At 71.4% G+C, this 18,542-nt stretch carries 18 protein-coding genes and 2 pseudogenes; 12 read left to right on the top strand and 8 right to left on the bottom strand.

Features of this window, described 5'->3' with window-relative positions; translation table 11 throughout:
• Both ACFXKG_RS12530 and ACFXKG_RS12525 read left to right on the top strand, forming a co-directional pair.
• A pseudogene (locus tag ACFXKG_RS12530) lies at nt 1–129 on the top strand (SDR family oxidoreductase); the annotation flags it as partial.
• Between the two features lie 265 nt (nt 130–394).
• A complete protein-coding gene (locus tag ACFXKG_RS12525) occupies nt 395–1,291 on the top strand; it encodes a GNAT family N-acetyltransferase (RefSeq protein ID WP_384836351.1) in 897 nt (298 codons plus the stop codon).
• 267 nt (nt 1,292–1,558) lie between these two features.
• Here ACFXKG_RS12525 and ACFXKG_RS12520 read toward each other — a convergent pair whose 3' ends face one another.
• Nucleotides 1,559–1,984 carry a winged helix-turn-helix transcriptional regulator gene (locus tag ACFXKG_RS12520; RefSeq protein ID WP_384836348.1) on the bottom strand — a complete coding sequence of 142 codons (426 nt, stop codon included), beginning with the start codon at nt 1,982–1,984 and terminating at the stop codon, nt 1,559–1,561.
• A 130-nt stretch (nt 1,985–2,114) separates the two neighbouring features.
• Here ACFXKG_RS12520 and ACFXKG_RS12515 point away from each other — a divergent pair, with 130 nt between their 5' ends.
• Nucleotides 2,115–2,978: an aldo/keto reductase family oxidoreductase gene (locus ACFXKG_RS12515; protein ID WP_384836345.1), complete on the top strand. Its 864-nt coding sequence runs from the start codon at nt 2,115–2,117 to the stop codon at nt 2,976–2,978.
• Nucleotides 2,979–3,102: 124 nt separating this feature from the next.
• Here the strand turns inward: ACFXKG_RS12515 and ACFXKG_RS12510 are convergent, their stop codons facing one another.
• The 4 genes from ACFXKG_RS12510 to ACFXKG_RS12495 all read right to left on the bottom strand — a co-directional run bounded on the left by ACFXKG_RS12510 (nt 3,103) and on the right by ACFXKG_RS12495 (nt 6,420).
• Nucleotides 3,103–4,164, bottom strand: a complete 1,062-nt coding sequence (locus ACFXKG_RS12510; protein WP_384836342.1) for an SCO1860 family LAETG-anchored protein — start codon at nt 4,162–4,164, stop codon at nt 3,103–3,105.
• 405 nt (nt 4,165–4,569) lie between these two features.
• Nucleotides 4,570–5,013: an NUDIX hydrolase gene (locus tag ACFXKG_RS12505; RefSeq protein WP_384836339.1), complete on the bottom strand. Its 444-nt coding sequence runs from the start codon at nt 5,011–5,013 to the stop codon at nt 4,570–4,572.
• Between the two features lie 211 nt (nt 5,014–5,224).
• A complete protein-coding gene (locus ACFXKG_RS12500) occupies nt 5,225–5,824 on the bottom strand; it encodes a hypothetical protein (protein WP_384836336.1) in 600 nt (199 codons plus the stop codon).
• Entirely contained in the window at nt 5,818–6,420 is a 603-nt protein-coding gene (locus ACFXKG_RS12495) for an exonuclease domain-containing protein (RefSeq protein ID WP_384836333.1), read from the bottom strand. The genes ACFXKG_RS12500 and ACFXKG_RS12495 overlap by 7 nt, the downstream gene beginning before the upstream one ends.
• 23 nt (nt 6,421–6,443) lie before the next feature.
• On the opposite strand from ACFXKG_RS12495, the pseudogene ACFXKG_RS12490 reads away from it, so the two are divergent.
• Nucleotides 6,444–6,536, top strand: a pseudogene (locus tag ACFXKG_RS12490) (GNAT family N-acetyltransferase); the annotation flags it as partial.
• Nucleotides 6,537–6,559: 23 nt separating this feature from the next.
• Here ACFXKG_RS12490 and ACFXKG_RS12485 read toward each other — a convergent pair.
• Entirely contained in the window at nt 6,560–7,651 is a 1,092-nt protein-coding gene (locus ACFXKG_RS12485; protein WP_384836330.1) for an amidohydrolase family protein, read from the bottom strand.
• 112 nt (nt 7,652–7,763) lie between these two features.
• Here ACFXKG_RS12485 and ACFXKG_RS12480 point away from each other — a divergent pair, with 112 nt between their 5' ends.
• The 5 genes from ACFXKG_RS12480 (at nt 7,764) to thpD (ending at nt 12,631) form a co-directional block, all read left to right on the top strand.
• Nucleotides 7,764–8,906, top strand: a complete 1,143-nt coding sequence (locus ACFXKG_RS12480; protein ID WP_384836327.1) for a pyridoxal-phosphate-dependent aminotransferase family protein — start codon at nt 7,764–7,766, stop codon at nt 8,904–8,906.
• Nucleotides 8,907–9,235: 329 nt separating this feature from the next.
• Nucleotides 9,236–9,784: a diaminobutyrate acetyltransferase gene (gene ectA / locus ACFXKG_RS12475; protein ID WP_384836325.1), complete on the top strand. Its 549-nt coding sequence runs from the start codon at nt 9,236–9,238 to the stop codon at nt 9,782–9,784.
• Between the two features lie 147 nt (nt 9,785–9,931).
• On the top strand, nt 9,932–11,200 hold the full coding sequence (gene ectB, locus ACFXKG_RS12470) for a diaminobutyrate--2-oxoglutarate transaminase (protein ID WP_384836322.1): 1,269 nt from the start codon (nt 9,932–9,934) through the stop codon (nt 11,198–11,200).
• Nucleotides 11,201–11,333: 133 nt separating this feature from the next.
• Complete coding sequence (locus ACFXKG_RS12465; RefSeq protein ID WP_365808728.1) at nt 11,334–11,732, top strand: ectoine synthase; 399 nt, start codon at nt 11,334–11,336, stop codon at nt 11,730–11,732.
• A gap of 2 nt (nt 11,733–11,734) precedes the next feature.
• Nucleotides 11,735–12,631, top strand: a complete 897-nt coding sequence (gene thpD, locus ACFXKG_RS12460; RefSeq protein WP_384836319.1) for an ectoine hydroxylase — start codon at nt 11,735–11,737, stop codon at nt 12,629–12,631.
• A gap of 67 nt (nt 12,632–12,698) precedes the next feature.
• Here the strand turns inward: thpD and ACFXKG_RS12455 are convergent, their stop codons facing one another.
• Nucleotides 12,699–13,778 (bottom strand): alkene reductase, encoded by a 1,080-nt coding sequence (locus tag ACFXKG_RS12455; protein WP_384836316.1) that lies wholly within the window; start codon nt 13,776–13,778, stop codon nt 12,699–12,701.
• A 274-nt stretch (nt 13,779–14,052) separates the two neighbouring features.
• Nucleotides 14,053–15,456, bottom strand: coding sequence for an aminotransferase class I/II-fold pyridoxal phosphate-dependent enzyme (locus ACFXKG_RS12450; protein ID WP_384836313.1), 1,404 nt, complete (start codon nt 15,454–15,456; stop codon nt 14,053–14,055).
• Between the two features lie 165 nt (nt 15,457–15,621).
• Between ACFXKG_RS12450 and ACFXKG_RS12445 the strand changes: the two genes are divergently transcribed.
• The 3 genes from ACFXKG_RS12445 (at nt 15,622) to ACFXKG_RS12435 (ending at nt 18,524) form a co-directional block, all read left to right on the top strand.
• Nucleotides 15,622–16,590, top strand: a complete 969-nt coding sequence (locus ACFXKG_RS12445; RefSeq protein WP_384836310.1) for a hypothetical protein — start codon at nt 15,622–15,624, stop codon at nt 16,588–16,590.
• Nucleotides 16,591–16,758: 168 nt separating this feature from the next.
• Nucleotides 16,759–17,565: a deaminated glutathione amidase gene (locus ACFXKG_RS12440; protein ID WP_384836307.1), complete on the top strand. Its 807-nt coding sequence runs from the start codon at nt 16,759–16,761 to the stop codon at nt 17,563–17,565.
• Nucleotides 17,565–18,524: an ABC transporter substrate-binding protein gene (locus tag ACFXKG_RS12435; protein ID WP_384836304.1), complete on the top strand. Its 960-nt coding sequence runs from the start codon at nt 17,565–17,567 to the stop codon at nt 18,522–18,524. The genes ACFXKG_RS12440 and ACFXKG_RS12435 overlap by 1 nt, the downstream gene beginning before the upstream one ends.
• Nucleotides 18,525–18,542: the final 18 nt, after the last annotated feature.

Raw genomic sequence — 18,542 nt, 5'->3', positions numbered from 1 at the left:
AATCTCCAGGTGCCGATGGGCCGCCCGGGCGATCCCGAGGACGTCGCCGAGCTGATCGCCTTCCTCGCATCCGGGCGCGCGAAGTGGCTCGCAGGAGCACAGTTCCGCGTCGACGGCGGCATCATCCCGGCGCATCTCTCGACCGCCGACGGGACGGCGAGGGAAGCCGGTGCCAGTCGCCTGCAACCCACTGGCGACGTCCATCCAGAGCCTCAGAGGGGCAGCCGGGTCTACTCCAGCCCGGCCGGACACCCTTTCTGCCTGCGCTCAGCCTGAGCAACCTCCGCTTTCGCCACGGCGTTCACGATCCCTTCCCGAGTGCCCGAACCCGCACCACGTCGGCCGGCCGAAATCCGGGTGCGGACTGTCGATGCGCTGCGGTGTGATCGAAGGTATGACGATTGCATCAGGCAGGCCGGGAGTCGACGGGCTGAGCAGGGCCGTGGGTGTGCTGCGGGAGTGGCAGAACGACGGGGCACCGATGCAACTGCATCCGGGAGACCTGGGCTGGTTCTGGCGGTCAGGTGCTGAAGTGACCGCCGCTGCGGTCAGGACCTGGAGCCGGGACGGACGGATTCTCGCCGTCGGACTGCTGGACGGCCCCGGGCTGTTGCGACTGGCGATCGCGCCGGACGCCCCGCGCAACGAGGAGTTGGCACGGCGGTTGGTCGAAGACGTCACCGAGCCGGAGCGCGGCGTGCTGCCCCGGGGGACGGTGAGCGTCGAGTCGCCGATGGGCGCGCTGGTCCAGGACCTGCTGTTCGAGGACGGCTGGAACGCCGACGAGCCGTGGACGCCGCTGCGCCGCGACCTTACGGAGCCGGTGAAGGCCCCAGGCGTGCGGATCGGAGTGGTCGGGCCGGAGCAGGCGCACGTGTTCACCGCCGTACACCGGGCAGCGTGGGACGGGTCGAGCTTCACGGACGAGCGCTGGCACGCGATGGCGGCCGGAATGCCGTACGCCGACGCCCGGTGTCTGGTCGCGTACGACGACCGGGGCAACGCGGTGGCGGCGGTGACGGTGTGGTCGGCCGGTCCGGGGAGGCCCGGGTTGCTCGAACCGATGGGCGTACATCGGGAACATCGCCGTCACGGCTACGGCAAGGCGATCAGCGTCGCCGCGGCGGCCGCACTCCAGGAGCTTGGATCGTCGAGCGCGATCGTCTGCACTCCGAGCTCCAATGTCGGTGCCATCGCGACCTACCAGGCAGCCGGCTTCCAGCAACGCCCTGAGGTCCGGGACCAGTACCGTGGTCAGCCCGCCACGGGAGCGGCCGAGTGCTTCGCCTGACGCACCGTCTCCGCCAGGAACGGGCGCAGGCGCATGTGCGCGCGTGTGAACTGATCTTTGCGACAGTTGGACAGACGGCATACGGCGGCGGACATGAACGGGTGTGCCTTGGCGAGACGTTCCGCTCAGGTACGGCGAGTGGGGGACCGCCTCCAGGCCCGGTCGTGGCGCCCGGTCCCGGAGCGGCGGGTCGATTCGCGTTCACCGCGCACAACTCAGGGTCGGGTTCGTCTCAGCCCGCAGCAGAGATGGAGAACGCTGTCCACACTAGGAAGCTCGCGCGTCGTGCGCCTCGCGGTTGGCGAGGACCTCGTCCATGTGGGTCTGCGCCCACTGTCTGAGGCCGCGTGTCAGGTGGTGAAGCGAGAGGCCGAGGTCGGTCAGCTCGTAGGTGACGGTGACGGGGACCGTGGGTATCACGGTGCGGGTGAGCAAGCCGTCGCGTTCGAGGGCTCGTAGGGTCTGGGTCAGCATCTTCTGGCTGACGCCGGCCAGGAGCCGGGCGAGCTCGGAGAAACGCATCGCCTTCGGGGCGTGCGGTGCGCCGCCGGACTGTTCGGACGCGTCACCACCCAGTGCGCACAGGATCAGGACGGCCCACTTGTTCGAGATCCGGTCGAGGAGCTGACGGCTGGGGCACACCGCCAGGAACGCGTTGTACTCCGCCTTCTTGTCGGGCTTCGTCGTCGCCACTGATCCGCCTCTCACTCTCTGGGTTAGTTACGCACTTCAGAGTGCCTACTTCCCGATAGGAAGTCTGTCTCCAATGCTGGTGCAAGGGGCCCGGAGACACCACCCCCAGCGACAAGTGAAAGGCACCACGATGAACACGCCTCTTCCCGGCGGAATCCGGACGCTGGGTGACTCGACCGTCACCCGTTTCGGCTATGGCGCGATGCAGCTCGCCGGACCGTGGGTCATGGGGCCGCCCGCCGACCGCGACGGCGCCCTGGCCGTCCTGCGCGAGGCGGTCAGTCTCGGGATCACCCACATCGACACCAGCGGCGCCTACGGACCGCGCATCACGAATGAGCTGATCCGCGAAGCGCTGCACCCCTACCCGGAGTCGCTGTTCATCGCCACCAAGGTGGGCGCGACCCGCGACGCGCAGGGCGGCTGGCCCACGGCCCGGCGCCCCGAAGACCTGCGCGAGCAGGTCCACGAGAACCTCGAATCCCTCGGTGTCGAGACCCTCGACCTGGTCAACATGCGCATGGGCGACGCTCAGGGCACCGTGCCCGGCTCGATCACCGAAGCATTCGAAACGCTCGCCGACCTCCAGCGGGAGGGCCTGCTCCGCCACCTCGGCGTCAGCAACGTCACCGCGGAACAGGTCGCAGAGGCCCGCGCCATCGCCCCGATCGTGTGCGTGCAGAACATGTACAACCTCGCCCACCGCCACGACGACGACCTCGTGGACGACCTCGCCGCCGACGGGATCGCCTACGTGCCGTTCTTCCCCCTGGGAGGCTTCACGCCGCTACAGTCCGAGGCCCTCTCGCGGGTCGCGAGCCGGCTGGAGGCGACGCCGATGTCGGTCGCGCTGGCCTGGCTGCTGCAACGCTCGCCGAACATCCTGCTCATCCCCGGCACCTCGTCCACCGCCCACCTGCGCGAGAACATCGCAGGCGCCAGGCTCTCCCTCTCCGACGAGGACGTGGCCGAACTGGACGGCATCGGCCACTGAACGACACACACGTCGTCGACATTCGGCGGCCGGCCGCCTGCTCCCCGAGGAAGTCCCCGGCGCCGTCGCGGCGGCGCCGAGAACTTCCTCACGGCCACTCTGGCGCGGGCCCATGGGGAAAGGGTCACCGACGGGCGCGGGACCGCCTCGTCAGGGCCAGCGCGCCCGCGCCCGCCGCGAGAAGGGCGGCCGCGCCCGTGACCAGGTAGGGCGTGGTGGAGCTGCCGCCCGTCTCCGCCAGGCCGGCCCGCTCCGGTTCCGCCGCGCTCTGCGCCTTCACGTCGGCCTGCTCCGGCCCGGCCTTGTCGACAGGCCGCCCCGTCTCGGACGCCTCGGGTGTCTCGGAGGCCCTGGACGCCCCGGAGGGCGCCGACTGCCCGGACTCCGGCTGCTCGCCCGCTCCCCCTGCCGCTTCCTCCGCCGGCTCCTCAGCGGCCTTCGCGGGGGCCTTCGGCGACGTGCAGGTCGCTTCGGCGAGCGTCAGCGTGCCCGTCACCTCGGCGACGTTCAGCTTCAGCGGGTTGACGGAGACCTTCAGGCCGAGCGCCGTCGCGGCGGCCGTACGGGAGGTGGTCCGCGCCTTCGACAGGTCGAGGGTCACCTCGCCCACCCCCCGGACCTCGACCCGCGTAGGGCCGCCCGCCGAGAGCGTGACCTTCTTGCCGAGCACGGTCACCTGCCCGAGCAGGTTCGCGTCGGCGACCGGCCGCTTCCCGGCCTCGCAGACCGCGCTGGAGGTGACCTCCTCGATCTCGACGAGCGAGAGCAGCGGAAGCCCGGGGACATGGACCTTCGCATGGGCGAGCCGGGTGTACCCCTGGGCCCGATGCGCGTCGGCCGTCGCCTTCGCCGTGGCGACCTCCGCACGCAGCACGCTGAAGGGCCTGCCCCGGTCGACCCCCTCCAGCTCGGCCGAGAGCGCCGTCCGCTCGGCGCTCGCCGGGGCGTGGACCTCGTTGAGCGATGCCTTCAGCGGAACGTCGACGGTCTTGTTGAGCAGGGACACATCGAGACCGGTCCGCAGCACGACCGCGCTCGCCCGCCCCTCGCCCGCGCCCTCACCCGGGCCCTCGGTGGCCCCCGCCGGTGCGGCGAGGAGCACGGGCCCGGCCGTCAGGGCCGCGACGGCCATGGCGGCAGCGAGGCGGTAACGGCGCACGGGCAGGCAGAAGGTGTTGCTGTTCAAGAGATGGAACCCCCACAAGAGATCTGGTGCCGCTGCCCTTAACGGCTCGGGGACACGAGCCGGCGGCGACTGGGACACCGGAATCTTTACGCACTGAGAGTGAACTAGCGAGCACCTGAAGTGAGTTCACCCTAAAGGGGGGTTTTCGGGTCCAAATTCGATTTTACTGGCACGGACGTTCGCGCGCTTCCCCCGAATGGCCGGGGGCGCAGTCGCGCGACGGGGCAACACCCGCCGGAGCACGGCGAAGGGCGCATAAGGACCTTCAACGACACGACCGGTCGCCGCGTCACGCCCGGTCAACCGGCAGCCGCTGCCGGGGTACGGCCCCGGCAGCGCACCCTGGGCTTCGCGGCCCACACGTCACCATCTCCCCGGGCCCGGGCCGTCCCCGTGGGCTCCTTGTCAAGCTGCGGCCAGCTGCTGGGTCAACAGCAGTGCCAGGGGCCCGCCTTGGAGCAGAAAGCAACCCTGGGTGGCGGCCTGGACCGCGTCGGCCATCGGCCACCACATCAGTTTGAAGTCCGCTTCGCTCGATGTGAGTTGCTGCGGGCCGCAGGTGACATCTTCGGCCAGGAAAAGGTGGATGCGGGCGGGGGAGTCCAGAGTGATGGCGTACGAGCCGAGGGGCCGCCAGGTCCGGGCGGTGACACCGGCTTCCTCGCGCAACTCGCGCCGTGCGCACTCCTCCGGTGTCTCCCCGCCTTCCCGGCGCCCTCCGGGCAGGAACAGGTACGCGCCGCCGTGCCGTGGGAATTCGGCGGTCAGGACGGCGACCATGCCCTCCCTGTCCCGGGCCACAATGACGGAGGCGTCAGATGTCGCCCCCCGCTGGGATGTGTCGTTCATGGCCCGGGAGCGTAGCCGCCTGCTTTGGCAGCAGGGCGGCGAACGGCACGTTGAGAACGGCAGGACGCTGGTGACATTGATGGCGGCAGGGCCTGGTCACGGTCGTCGGGGTCGCTCCAGGTACCGGGACCGGTCAGGCGCATGGTGCCGAACCCGAGGCGGGAGATGGTCTTGCCCGCGATGATGATGGTTCCTGCGGGAGGAGTGCTGGTCATAGCGGCGCCTCCGTCGTGCAGAGTTGGAGGGCGCGCTCGATGGCCAGGTCCTGGCTGGCGGGGTCGCTGGTGACACGGACGTGCCGGATGTTCTCCTCTCGCAGGAGATCGTGGGTGTGGCGGTCGACCAGCGTGCGGTAGCGGGCGTCGTAGTCGTGCTTGCGTTCGACGGGGAGGGTCGGGGTGAGGACAGTGTCCAGAAGAAGGTCGTACGTGTGGCCGTGGGCCGAGGCGAGACGGTGCAGTGCCTCGCGGTCCGCCCGCGCAGCGGGCTGCCGACGCCATTCCTGCGCGGCCCGGAAGTAGGCGAGCGCGTCCCAGCACGCTCGGTCGGCGAGCACGACCTGTAGGGGGCCTTCCTCCAGTCGAGCCGCGGCGGCGATACCGGTGGCCATGACCCACATGGTGGACGCGAGGGTGTGGTGCTGCATCTTGGGCAACGGTACGAGGGCGGCACGCCGACCGAGCTTGCCGGTGCGGGCCACAGGAATGCCCTGGCCTCGCAGTTCCATCTCGATGCGCCGCATCAGCAGGGTCTTGCCGGTGGAGTGGGCTCCCATCACGCCGATGCGGATGGGCACGGGTGAGGTCACCACAGAGTTGGCTCCTGTTCCGGCTCGGGAGCGCCGGGCAGTCCGGGCGGTACGGCGGCGGCTACGAGCTGGTCCCAGTTCTCGAAGCGGTTGGCCATGGCAATGAGGAGCTGTGCGGTTGCGTAGGCGTCGAAGGTGGCACGGTGGCGTTCCGCGGGGGCCGCGCTCAGATCCGGAGCGACGTGTTCGATCAGCGCGTCAAGGCTGTACTTGCCGAGGCCGGGGTAGGTGGCCTTGGCCAGCCGGAGCGTGTCGAGCACTCCGGCCGGCTGCCATAGAGGGAGGTGCGCGGAGAGCACCTTGTAGTCCACGTGCGCGTTGTGGGCGCAGATCCATGACGTGCCCAGGATCGTGTGTACCTGGTCGGCGATCTCGGCCCAGCCCGGCTCCTTCTCCAGCCGCTGATTGGTCAGGCCGTGGACGCGAGCGGCGAACGGGGTGACGGGGCGGCGCGGCCTGGTCAGCCACGCCCCCGCCGTGCTGGTGTCCGGGCGCCTTTCCCGTACGGGGAGGGCGGCGACCTCGACCAGGTCGGGCGGGTTGGTGCCGTTGCCCTCGACATCGACAACGAGCAGCGGGGGCCAGAAGGAGAAGTTCATGTGCCGGTGTTTCCGTTCTCCGCCTTCCACAGGCGTGGGGGTACCAGGACATCGGGCGGAGCCAGCCCTCAGCAGCCTCGCCGGTCCTCACGGTGATGATCCGCGCAACGCGCTGACCGGCCTGACCGGCGCGGACACATCAGCCCACCACCCGCCCGTTCAGCACGATCCGCCGCGGCGCCGCCAGGACCCGTACGTCCGCCCTGGGGTCCTCGTCGTACACCACCAGGTCGCCCGGTGCGCCCTCCTCCAGGGACGGGCGGCCCAGCCACTGCCTTGCGCGCCAGGTCGTCGCGGAGAGGGCTTCGAGGGGCGGGATGCCCGCGGTCACCAGTTCCGCGACCTCGCCGGCGACCAGGCCGTGGGCTAGGCCGCCGCCCGCGTCGGTGCCGACGAAGACCTCGATGCCCGCGTCGTACGCCGCGCGCACGGTGTCGTAGCGGCGCTCGTACAGCCGGGTCATATGGGCCGACCAGCGCGGGAACCGCTCCTGGCCGCCCGCGGCGAGGCGCGGGAACGTCGCGATGTTGACCAGCGTCGGGACGATCGCCACGCCGCGCTCCGCGAAGAGCGGGATGGTGTCCTCGGTGAGCCCGGTGGCGTGTTCGACGCAGTCGATGCCCGCCTCGACCAGATCGCGCAGCGCGGCCTCCGCGAAGCAGTGCGCGGTGACCCGGACGCCCAGCCGGTGCGCCTCGGCGATGGCCGCCTCGACCTCGGGGCGCGGCCAGCAGGCGGTCAGGTCGCCCGCGTCGCGGTCGATCCAGTCGCCGACGAGCTTCACCCAGCCGTCGCCGCGGCGGGCCTCCCGGGCGACGTAGGAGACCAGGTCGGGGGGCTCGATCTCATGGGCGTAGTTGCGGATGTAGCGGCGCGTACGGGCGATGTGGCGGCCCGCCCTGATGATCTTCGGGAGGTCCTCGCGGTCGTCTATCCAGCGGGTGTCCGCGGGCGATCCGGCGTCCCTGAGCAGCAGGGCGCCCGCGTCCCGGTCCCCGAGCGCCTGCTTCTCGCTGGTGGCGTCGTCCACCGCGCCGTGGTGGTCGAGGCCGACGTGGCAGTGGGCGTCGACCAGTCCGGGCAGCGCCCAGCCGTGGACCGTACGGACGTCACGGGCGCCCGCGGGCCGGTCGAAGGTGATTCTGCCGCCCACCACCCACAGCTCGTCCCTGACCTCCTCGGGGCCGACCAGCACCCGTCCCGTCACCCGCAGCACCGCGTGATCACTCATATGCAGCACTGTACGAGGCCGTGAGTACCCTCGACCGGAGGGATTCCCCTGCCCGGCCGGGAAGGGGGTCTCTCCCCCGCTCCCCCGATCCGTCCCTGAAGAGAGCACCGCCGTGACACCTGCGCACCCCCTGCTCGACCTGCCCCCGCTGACCGCCGCGCACTTCGCCTCCGTCGAGCGCCGGGTGGCCGGCCTCCTCGCCACCGGGAACGATGTCGTGATCACCCAGGGTGAGGCCCTGCTCCCGCTGGAGGGGTGCATCCGGGGCGGCGCGGGGCCGGGTTCCACCGCGCTGAACGTGGTCACGGGGCCGTACGGGCAGACCTTCGGGAACTGGCTGCGGGACTGCGGCGCGACCGTCGTGGACCTGGCGGTGCCGTTCCACACCGCGGTGACCGCCGCCCAGGTCGAGGAGGTGCTCGCCGCGCACCCGGAGATCGACTTCGTCTCGCTGGTGCACGCGGAGGCCGCGACCGGCAACACCAACCCGGTGGCCGCGATCGGCGAGGTGGTACGGGCCCATGGCGCGCTCTTCATGCTGGACGCCGTCGCCTCGGTGGCCGCCGAGCCGCTGCTGACCGACGCCTGGGGTGTGGACCTGTGCGTGATCGGCGCGCAGAAGGCGATGGGCGGGCCCGCCGGGGTCTCGGCGGTCGCGGTGAGCCCGCGCGCCTGGGAGCGGTTCGCCGCCAATCCGCGGGCGCCCCGGCGCTCGTACCTCTCGCTGCTCGACTGGAAGGAGCGCTGGATCGACGCGGGCCGCAGGGCGCTGCCGCACGCCCCCGCCCAGCTGGAGATGCTGGCGCTGGAGGCGTGCGTGGAGCGCATCGAGACGGCGGGCCTGGCTGCGGTGACCGGGCGGCACGCCGCCGCCGCTGCCGCCACCCGGGCCGGCGCCCTGGCGCTCGGGGGCGGTCTGGCGCCGTTCGTCCACGAGGCGGCGGAGGCCGCGCCGGTCGCCACGACGCTCCGTACCCCCGCCGGGGTGGACGCCACGGAGCTGGTCGCGAAGGCGCTGGCCACCGATCCGTCGCTGCCGCTGATCGCGGGCGGGGGCGCGCTGGCCGCCGAGATGATCCGGGTGAACCACTACGGGGCGGACGCGACCGGTGACGTGGTGCGGTCCTGCCTCGACGCGCTGGGGGCCGCGCTGGCGGGAGCCGGGGTCGCGGTGGACCGGCCGGGTGGCGTCCGCGCGGCCGACGCCGCGTGGGCGGCCGTCCGCGCGGACGCGTCCGACCTGACCGGAAAATAGAACCACCCCATATACCGAATGAATTCAAGAATACGGGGAGCTGCTTTATTCCGAGCAGCTCCCCGTATTCTTCTGCCCGCTTTTCATTGGCCTAAACGCCCGGGTTCCGACACCCTCGAACCCGTGATTCCGACCGGTCTCGCGAGCGTTACGGACATGTGACCGAGCCCACAATGACCACCGATTTGCCTGGATTTATCCGCACATAATAACCCCAAAGCTGGTGGGTCCGCCACCGCACCCGCGCCCGCGCGATAACACAGGAGCCCATATCTCCCAACCCCTGCCGAAGATGCACTTTGCCCATTTGCTCGGTAAATTCAATTCACATGACCGCCGCACAAGCAGACCTTGCAGGCGCCCGAAGCGAATTCAACCGACCCCTGACGATCGACACCCCACGAGTGGAGGACGGAGCCGCGATCTGGCGCATAGCCCGCGACTCCGAGGTCCTGGATCTCAACTCCTCGTACAGCTACCTGCTCTGGTGCCGTGACTTCGCCGCGACGTCCGTCGTCGCCCGCGACGGCGGAGGCGAGCCGATCGCCTTCGTCACGGGGTACGTCCGGCCCGAGCGCCCCGAGGCACTGGTCGTCTGGCAGGTGGCCGTCGACGCGAGCCACCGCGGACGCGGGCTCGCCGGCACCCTGCTCGACGAGCTGACCGTCCGGGCCGCCAAGGAGCTGGGCATCACGGCCGTGGAGACGACCGTGACCCCGGACAACACCGCCTCGGACCGCCTGTTCACCGCGTACGCGGCCCGCCACGGCGCGCCGCTGGAGCGCGAGGTCCTCTTCGACGGCGGGCTGTTCCCCGACGGGGTGCACCAGCCGGAGGTGCTGTACCGCATCGGCCCGCTCGCGCCGCTCGCCCCCTGAGCCCGCCCGGCCCCCTTCCCGTACCGGGCCATCCCTGTACGCGGCCACCCCCGTACGCGGCCACCCCCGTACGGGACGCGCGTGCCCTCCGTACGTGACGCGGCCGCCCTCCCCGCGCTTCCTCCTCTCACACCGGCTGGAGACCCCATGACCATCACCCCGCCCGCACTGAGCGTCTTCGAGACCCTCGAATCCGAGGTACGCAGCTACTGCCGCGGCTGGCCCGCCGTGTTCGACCGCGCGCAGGGCGCCCGCCTCACCGACGAGGACGGCCATGGCTACCTCGACTTCTTCGCCGGCGCCGGATCACTCAACTACGGTCACAACAACCCGGTACTGAAACGGGCGCTGATCGACTACATCGAACGGGACGGCATCACCCACGGCCTCGACATGGCGACGACCGCGAAACGCGCCTTCCTGGAGTCCTTCCAGAACGTGGTGCTCCGGCCGCGCGACCTCCCGTACAAGGTGATGTTCCCCGGCCCGACCGGCACCAACGCGGTCGAGGCCGCCCTCAAGCTGGCCCGCAAGGTGAAGGGCCGGGAGTCGATCGTCTCCTTCACCAACGCCTTCCACGGCATGTCGCTGGGGTCGCTGGCCGTCACCGGCAACGCGTTCAAGCGCGCCGGGGCCGGTATCCCGCTGGTGCACGGCACCCCGATGCCGTTCGACAACTACCTGGACGGGCAGACGCCCGACTTCCTCTGGTTCGAGCGGCTGCTGGAGGACCAGGGATCCGGTCTGAACAAGCCCGCGGCCGTCATCGTCGAGACGATCCAGGGCGAGGGCGGCATCAATGTCGCGCGCCCCGAGTGGCTGCGCGCGCTGGCCGATCTCTGCCGCCGCCAGGACATGCTGCTGATCGTCGACGACATCCAGATGGGCTGCGGCCGCACCGGCGCCTTCTTCTCCTTCGAGGAGGCGGGCATCACCCCGGACATCGTCACGCTGTCGAAGTCCATCAGCGGGTACGGGCTCCCCATGTCGCTCTGCCTCTTCAGCCCCGAGCTGGACGTCTGGGAGCCGGGCGAGCACAACGGCACCTTCCGGGGCAACAACCCGGCCTTCGTCACCGCCGCCGCCGCGCTGAACACGTACTGGGCCGACGGGCAGATGGAGAAGCAGACCATCGCGCGCGGCGAGCAGATCGAGCGCGCTCTCGACGCGCTGCGCGCCGAGTCCACCGGCGACGTACCCGAGATCCGTGGCCGCGGCCTGGTCTGGGGCATCGAGTTCGCCGACAAGACCCGCGCGTCCGCGGTCTGCGCCCGCGCCTTCGAGCTGGGGCTGCTGCTGGAGACGTCGGGCCCGCAGAGCGAGGTCCTGAAACTGCTGCCGCCGCTCACCATCACCGCCGACGAGCTGGACGAGGGGCTGCGGACCGTGGCCCGCGCCGTCCGCGACACCTCCTGACCGAACCGGCACACCGAACCGGCACACCGAACTGACACACCGGCCCGGCACGCCCAGGCGTCGCAGCTCTGGGACGCCGGCACCGCCGGGCAGCGACCCCGTCACCGTCGAGAGAGAAAGGCGTCAACGCACCGTGATCGTCCGATCGTTCAAGGACATCGAGAACACCGACCGCCATGTGAGGTCGGCCTCCGGCACCTGGGAGAGCAAGCGCATCGTGCTCGCCAAGGAGAAGGTCGGCTTCTCCCTGCACGAGACCGTGCTGTACGCGGGTACGGAGACGTCGATGTGGTACGCCAACCACATCGAGGCCGTCCTGTGCGTGGAGGGCGAGGCCGAACTCACCGACGAGGAGACCGGCGAGACCCACTGGATCTCCCCCGGCACGATGTATCTGCTCGACGGGCACGAGCGCCACACGCTCCGCCCCAAGACCGATTTCCGCTGTGTCTGCGTGTTCAATCCCCCCGTGACCGGGCGGGAGGACCACGACGAGAACGGCGTCTACCCGCTGCTGACCGAGGAGGGCTGACCATGACCACCACCCCCGTGCACACCGACCTGTACCCGACGCGCGGCCGTGGCGAGGTGACCACGCCGAGGCAGGACCCCGTCGTGTGGTCCCCGCCCGGCGCGGCGGGCCCGATCTCCCCGGACGGTCTCGGGGCGTTCGAGCGGGACGGTTTCCTCCCCGTCGACCAGCTGATCGGCCCGGACGAGGTGGCGCTCTACCGCGCCGAGCTGGAACGGCTGATCACCGACCCGGGGGTACGCGCGGACGAGCGCTCGATCATCGAGCCCAAGTCCCAGGACGTACGGTCCGTCTTCGAGATCCATCGCATCAGTGAGATCTTCGCCGGACTCGTACGCGACGAGCGGGTGGTGGGCCGTGCCCGGCAGATCCTCGGTTCCGACGTCTACGTCCACCAGTCCCGGATCAACGTGAAGCCCGGCTTCGGCGCCTCCGGTTTCTACTGGCACTCGGACTTCGAGACCTGGCACGCGGAGGACGGTCTGCCGAACATGCGGACCGTCTCGGTGTCGATCGCGCTGACCGAGAACTTCGACACCAACGGCGGCCTGATGATCATGCCGGGGTCGCACAAGACGTTCCTCGGCTGCGCGGGCGAGACGCCGAAGGACAACTACCGGCAGTCGCTGAAGATGCAGGGCGCCGGCACGCCCTCCAACGAGGCGCTGACCAGCCTCGCCGACGCGCACGGCATCCGGCTCTTCACGGGCAAGGCCGGGTCCGCGACCTGGTTCGACTGCAACTGCATGCACGGCTCGGGCGACAACATCACGCCGTACCCGCGCAGCAATGTCTTCATCGTGTTCAACAGCGTGGAGAACGCGGCGGTCGAACCGTTCGGGGCGCCGGTGCCCCGGCCCGAGTTCATCGGGGCGCGGGACTTCACCCCGGTGCGCTGAGCCGACGCACATCCGAGGGGCGCGGGACCGGTCAGGAGGACGACCGGTCCCGCGCCCCTTTCCCGTGTCAGGCGGCCGAGTCGTCGCGTTGTACGGCCGGGTAGTCGATGTACCCCTGGTCGCCGCCGCCGAAGAAGGTCGCCCGGTCCGGGGCGTTGTACGGGCCGCCCGCCCGCAGCCGGGCCGGCAGGTCCGGGTTGGCGAGGAAGAGCCGCCCGAAGGTGATCAGGTCGGCCGTCCCGTCCTCGATCAGCTTCAACTCCTCGGCGCTGGTGCCGTTCTCCGTCGCGGCGGTCAGGATGAGCGTCCCCGAGTAGAGCTTGCGCACGGTCCTGGCGAACTCCCGCGTGTTCTCGATCAGGCTGAGGTAGGCGAGGCCCAGCCGGTCCAGCTCCGCCACCAGCGCGGTGTACGTCGGCTCCGGGTCGGGCTCTTCGAGTCCCAGCAGCCCGATGGCGGGCGAGAGCCGGATACCGGTGCGCGCGGCCCCGATCTCCGCCGTGACGGCGCGGGTCACCTCGACGGCGAAGCGGATGCGGCCCTCGACGGAACCGCCCCACTCGTCGGTGCGCAGATTGGTGTTGGGGGCGAGGAACTGATGGATCAGATAGCCGTTGGCGCCGTGCACCTCGACGCCGTCGAAGCCCGCCTCGATCGCGTTGCGGGCGGCGGTGGCGAAGTCGGTGACGGTCGCGCGTATCTCGTCGGAGGTCAGTTCGCGCGGGACGACGTACTCCGCGGGGCCGGTGTGCAGGTAGATCCGGCCGGGCGCGGCGACGGGCGAGGCGCCGACCGGTACCAGGCCGTCCGGGTACAGGTCCGGGTGGCCGATCCGGCCGCCGTGCATGAGCTGGGCGAAGATCCGGCCGCCCGCGGCGTGCACGGCGTCGGTGACCCGGCGCCAGGTCGCGACCTGCTCCGGACTGTGCAGCCCCGGGGTGTCCGGGTAGCCCTGGCCGAGGACGGAGGGCTGGATCGCCTCGGTGATCAGCAGCCCGGCCGAGGCCCGCTGCCGGTAGTACTCCACCGTCGAATCGGTGGGCGAGTTCCCCGGGCCGAAGGCACGGCTGCGGGTCATCGGGGCGAGCGCGACGCGGTTGGCGAGCTGCGTACCCGAGAGGTCGATCGGGTCGAACGCGGTGGTCATGAGGTCTCCTGGCGTCGGGGGACGGCCGAACCGGAACAGGGCGGCGACGCCCGGCCGTAGAGGGCCGGCCGATGCGTCAACCCCGGCTCGCCCCGGCTCATTCCGCCCACGACCGCGGCGCAGGCCGGACGGCCCGCACAGGTCGGGCGACCCATGCCGCAGGACGGCCCGCACGGCGGGACCGCCCACGCGGCCGGACCGCGGCGCGACGGGACCGCCCATGCCGCCGGACGGCCGCCCATGCGGCGGGACGGCCCGCGCGGTGGATCAGCTCTCAGCCCAGTCGGCCGGCCGACGTCGACGCCGCCAGGGCGATCAGCGCGGCCGTCTCGTCGAGCGCCTCCTCGTCGTCCGTGAGCCTGCTCGTGGCGATCCGTACGTGCGGCAGGGCGTACGCGACACAGAAACGGCTGCCCGGGGAGACCGTGACGCCCCGCGCGGCCAGGGTGACCAGCGCGGACGCCTCGTCCGCCACCGGCACCCACAGCATCAGCCCGTCCCGGTTCGCGGTGTGCACCCCGCGCCGGGCCAGCCGCCCGGCGAGCCCCTCGCGCCGCAGGTCGTAGCGGTGGGCGGCGGCCCGTACGGTCCGGGTCGCGGCGTCGTCGGTGAGGAGGTGGGCGAGGGCGTCCTGGAGGATACGGCTGGTCCAGCCGGTGCCGAACGTCCGCAGCACCCGGGCCCGTTCGACCACCTCGCGTGGCCCGCCGATCACCGCGATGCGCAGGTCGGGGCCGTACGCCTTGGAGTACGAGCGCACCAGGACCGTACGGTCGGGCAGGTGGGCGCCGATACTGGCCACCGGGTCCGCGGCGAGCGGGCCGATGCCGTCGTCCTCCAGCACCATGACGTTCGGGGCGCTCTCCAGCACCCTCGCCAGCGCCGCCGCGCGCTCCTCGCCGACCGTCCAGCCGCACGGCGCCTGCGCCCTGGACTGGTGGAGGAAGAGCGCGGGCCGCCGCTCCAGCGCCTGGGCGAGGGAGCCGGGCAGCGGCCCCTCGCCGTCGCAGGCCACAGGCACGATCTGCGCGTCGAGCGCCTCCAGGATGTCGAGCAGCCGCGCCGCCGTCGGATCCTCCACGGCGACCCGGTCGCCGGGCACGATCAGGGCCTGGCAGAGCAGTTGCACCCCCTCGTAGCCGCCGCCCACCGCCGTCCACGCCGCCGCCTCGAACGGCCAGGTGTCCCGTACGGCGTCCAGCAGACCGTCCGTGATCGCCGTACGCGAGTAGTCGTTGAGCCGCGGGGTGCGCGCACCCGCGAGGAGCGCGTCCGCCAGTCCCGGCAGCAGCGCCGGGTCGGGGGCCGCGACCGCGAGATCCAGGGTGAGGTGGCTGCCGAGATCGCCGACCCGTTCGAACCGGGCCGGGTGCGGGACGCTCGGCGGGCCGCTGACCACGCTGCCGCGCCGGCCCAGGGTTGTGATCATCCGGTGTCTGCGCAGGACCGCCCACGCCTCCGCGACGGTGCCGGGGCTGACCCCCAGCGCGACGGCGAGCGCGCGCACGGTCGGCAGGGCGCTGCCCGGGGCCAGTTCACCGGAGCGTATGAGGTCGGTCATGGCCGCCGCGACCCCCCGCGCGCTGGGGTCGGGGATGCGCCCGGCCAGTCTGACCGCGCCCTGTGGCCCCGCCGCCCATGCCTTGTCCACCGTTTTGTCCTCCCGCGTCGCCGACACGCTCCGTAGATTACGGCACGGAAAATTTATGTTCGGACACAAAACACATCTTGTTTGACCTATCGCTGAACAATATTGTTCCAGCCATCGCACGGCCGAATATTGCTTATTCGGCTCGATTGTGAACCATGCGAGAAGTGCACCGAAAAGCAAGGAGCGTCCGCTGTGTCATCTCCCGTGATCCATCTGGGGCTACGTGACTGGGACCACCTCGTGCCACTGGCCTCCGGCCTGGTGGACGTGGCGGGCTTCACGGTCCGGGTCGACTCGCGGGAGGTCACCCCCGACGTGCTCGCCGAGCCGGGGCTCGACGGCGGCGAGACCTCGTTCAGCCGCTACGTGCAGGCCCGCGCGGCGGGTGACGACCGGCTCGTCGGGCTGCCCGCGTTCATCATGCGGGGGTTCCGCCACCGCTGCGTCCTGGTACGGGCGGACAGCCCGTTCCGCACCCTCGCCCAGCTCGCCGGGGCCCGGATCGGGCTCACCGGCTGGCCCGACTCGGGCAACACCTGGACCCGGGCACTGCTGCGCGGCGCCGGGGTGGATCTCACGGGGGTGGAGTGGCGGGTGGGGCCGCTGACCGCCGGGGAGTCGGGCAAGGACCGGGTGGGCGGGCGGCCCCTCCCGTCGAACGTCTCCGTCCTGGCCGAGGGCGACTCGCTGGAGGAGGAGCTGGCCGCGGGCCGGCTGGACGCGGTCCTCACCCCGTTCATGCCGGCGGAGCTGTTCACCTCCGCCAGCCGCTTCCGGCATCTTCTCGACGACCATCCGGCCGCGGAGCGCGCGTACTGGGAGACCACCGGATTCGTCCCCGGCATCCATCTCGTCACGCTCAAGAAGGAGACGGTCGAGGCCCACCCCGCCCTGCCGGCCGCGCTGCTCTCGGCGCTGGAGCGCTCCAAGCACCGCTGGGTCGCCCGCCGCCGGCTGCTCACCGACACCACCCCCTGGCTGCTCCACGAACTCACCGAGTCGGCACGGCTGTTCGGCGACGACTGGATGCCGTACGGGGCCGATCCCAACGCGGCGATGACCCGCGCCTTCTGCGAGGAGCTGCACGCCCAGGGGATCTGGCCGGAGCCGATAGACCCGCGGGTGGTCTTCCCCGACCCGGCGCTCGCCACCGCCCGCTGACTCCCCGTCGCCCACCGCCTCCCTGTCTCCCGCTGACTCCCCGTCGCCCACCGCCTCCCTGTCTCCCGCCGACTCTTCGTCGCCCACCGACTCCCGTCGCCCGCCGACCCTCCGTCGCCCACCGCCTTTCCCTCGCCGGCCCACCGATCCACCTCCGGAGCCCACACCATGCGTATCGCCGTCGGACAGTTCGCCGCCACCCCCGACTGGAAGGACAACCTGACCGCCTGCCAGGAACTCACCGCCGAGGCGGAGCGGGGCGGCGCGGACCTGCTCGTCCTCCCCGAGGGGGTCCTGGCCCGCTTCACCGAGGACCGCCACCGCATCCGCGAGGTCGCCCAGCCGCTGGACGGCCCGTTCGTCACCGAACTGCGCGCGGCCACCGCCGGGGGGCACACCACCGTCGTCGTCGGCATCCACGAACCGTCCGACGACGGCCGCGTGTTCAACACGCTGGTGGCGCTGCGCGACGGCGAGCTGATCGCCCGCTACCGGAAGATCCATCTGTACGACGCCTTCGGCGACCAGGAGTCCGCCCACGTACGGCCGGCGGACGAGCCGCCGGTGATCGTCGAGGTCGCGGGCACCAAGGTCGGCCTGATGACCTGCTACGACGTGCGCTTCCCCGAGCTGGCCCGGCTGCTCGTGGACGCCGGCGCCGAGGTGCTCGCGCTCCCCGCGGCCTGGGTGCGCGGCCCGGCGAAGGAGCGGCACTGGGAGATCATGACCGCGGCGCGCGCCCTGGAGAACACCTGCTGGGTCGCGGCGAGCGGGGAGTGCGGGCCCCGCAACATCGGCAACAGCCTGATCGTGGACCCGCTCGGCACCGTCCGCTCCCGGCTCGCCGCCGTCCGCGGCCTGGCCTGGGCCGAGGCCGACCCCGACATGACGGCTGCGGCCCGCCGGACCCTGCCCGTCCTGGCCAACCGGCGGTTCACCGTCAACCCCACCGTCCTTCCCCTCGGAGCCCACTGATGCGTGTGACGCGATCCCCCAAGAGCGTGGCCCTGCTGGCCACCACCGCCCTCACCTGTTGTCTCGTCCTCACGGGCTGCGGCAGCAACCCGCCCCAGGCCGACGGCGCCACGGACAGCGCCGCCGGCGGCAAGGCCGAGCCCGCCGGGGCCCGGCTCACCGAGGACCCGGCGCTGCACGCGCTGCTGCCGGAGAAGAACCGCAAGTCCGGCACGCTGGTCTCGGTCAACAACGGCTCCTTCCCGCCGTACGAGATCGCCGGTTCGGACGGTCACAGCCTCACCGGCGCTTCCGCCGACCTCTCCACCTCGCTCGAACAGCTCCTCGGCGTGAAGATCGAGCACGTCACCGCCGACGGTCTGCCCAGCGAGCTGACCGGCATCAAGGCGGGCCGCTACGACCTCGCCATCGGCCCCGTCGGCGACTTCAAGGCGCGTCAGGGCGCCAACGACTTCGTCGACTGGGTGAAGGAGTTCGTCGTCTTCGCGGTGCCCAAGGGAAACCCGCGCGCCATCAACACCCTCGACGACACCTGCGGCCGGCGGATCGCTGTCATGGGCGGCGGCTCCGCCGAGGGCGTGATCAAGACGCAGTCCGAGAAGTGCGTCAAGGACGGCAAGGCGGCGGTGCAGGTCCAGTCCTACAAGGACCAGCCGGGCTCCATCCTGGCGGTGCGCTCCGGCCGGGCCGACGCGTTCTTCTCCTCGCGGGCACCGCTCACGTACTTCGTGTCGCAGGCCAAGGGCGACCTCGAACTCGCCGGGACCGGACAGCCCAACGGCTTCGGCGATCTCTACCAGGGCGCCGTCGTCGCCAAGGACTCGCCGCTGCGCGACGTGCTCCTGAAGGCCGTCCAGAAGCTGATCGACAACGGCACCTACGGACAGATCATGAAGAAGTGGGGCCTGTCCGCCAACCAGCTCGACAAGCCCGGCGTCAACCTCGGCGGCGCCGCCTGACCACCGTGAGGAGGTGCG

It is taken from the genome of Streptomyces sp. NPDC059255 (genome assembly GCF_042752355.1).
Classification (GTDB): domain Bacteria; phylum Actinomycetota; class Actinomycetes; order Streptomycetales; family Streptomycetaceae; genus Streptomyces.
This window is presented reverse-complemented; position numbering and strand designations above follow the sequence as displayed.

Excerpts from the sequence above, each read along its gene's own strand:
- ectA (WP_384836325.1), top strand. The coding sequence starts at position 9,236 with ATGACCGCCGCACAAGCAGACCTTGCAGGCGCCCGAAGCGAATTCAAC.
- ACFXKG_RS12485 (WP_384836330.1), bottom strand. The coding sequence starts at position 7,651 with ATGAGTGATCACGCGGTGCTGCGGGTGACGGGACGGGTGCTGGTCGGC.
- ACFXKG_RS12525 (WP_384836351.1), top strand. The coding sequence starts at position 395 with ATGACGATTGCATCAGGCAGGCCGGGAGTCGACGGGCTGAGCAGGGCC.
- thpD (WP_384836319.1), top strand. The coding sequence starts at position 11,735 with ATGACCACCACCCCCGTGCACACCGACCTGTACCCGACGCGCGGCCGT.
- ACFXKG_RS12455 (WP_384836316.1), bottom strand. The coding sequence starts at position 13,778 with ATGACCACCGCGTTCGACCCGATCGACCTCTCGGGTACGCAGCTCGCC.
- ACFXKG_RS12505 (WP_384836339.1), bottom strand. The coding sequence starts at position 5,013 with ATGAACGACACATCCCAGCGGGGGGCGACATCTGACGCCTCCGTCATT.
- ACFXKG_RS12515 (WP_384836345.1), top strand. The coding sequence starts at position 2,115 with ATGAACACGCCTCTTCCCGGCGGAATCCGGACGCTGGGTGACTCGACC.
- ACFXKG_RS12440 (WP_384836307.1), top strand. The coding sequence starts at position 16,759 with ATGCGTATCGCCGTCGGACAGTTCGCCGCCACCCCCGACTGGAAGGAC.
- ACFXKG_RS12435 (WP_384836304.1), top strand. The coding sequence starts at position 17,565 with ATGCGTGTGACGCGATCCCCCAAGAGCGTGGCCCTGCTGGCCACCACC.
- ACFXKG_RS12495 (WP_384836333.1), bottom strand. The coding sequence starts at position 6,420 with ATGAACTTCTCCTTCTGGCCCCCGCTGCTCGTTGTCGATGTCGAGGGC.
- ectB (WP_384836322.1), top strand. The coding sequence starts at position 9,932 with ATGACCATCACCCCGCCCGCACTGAGCGTCTTCGAGACCCTCGAATCC.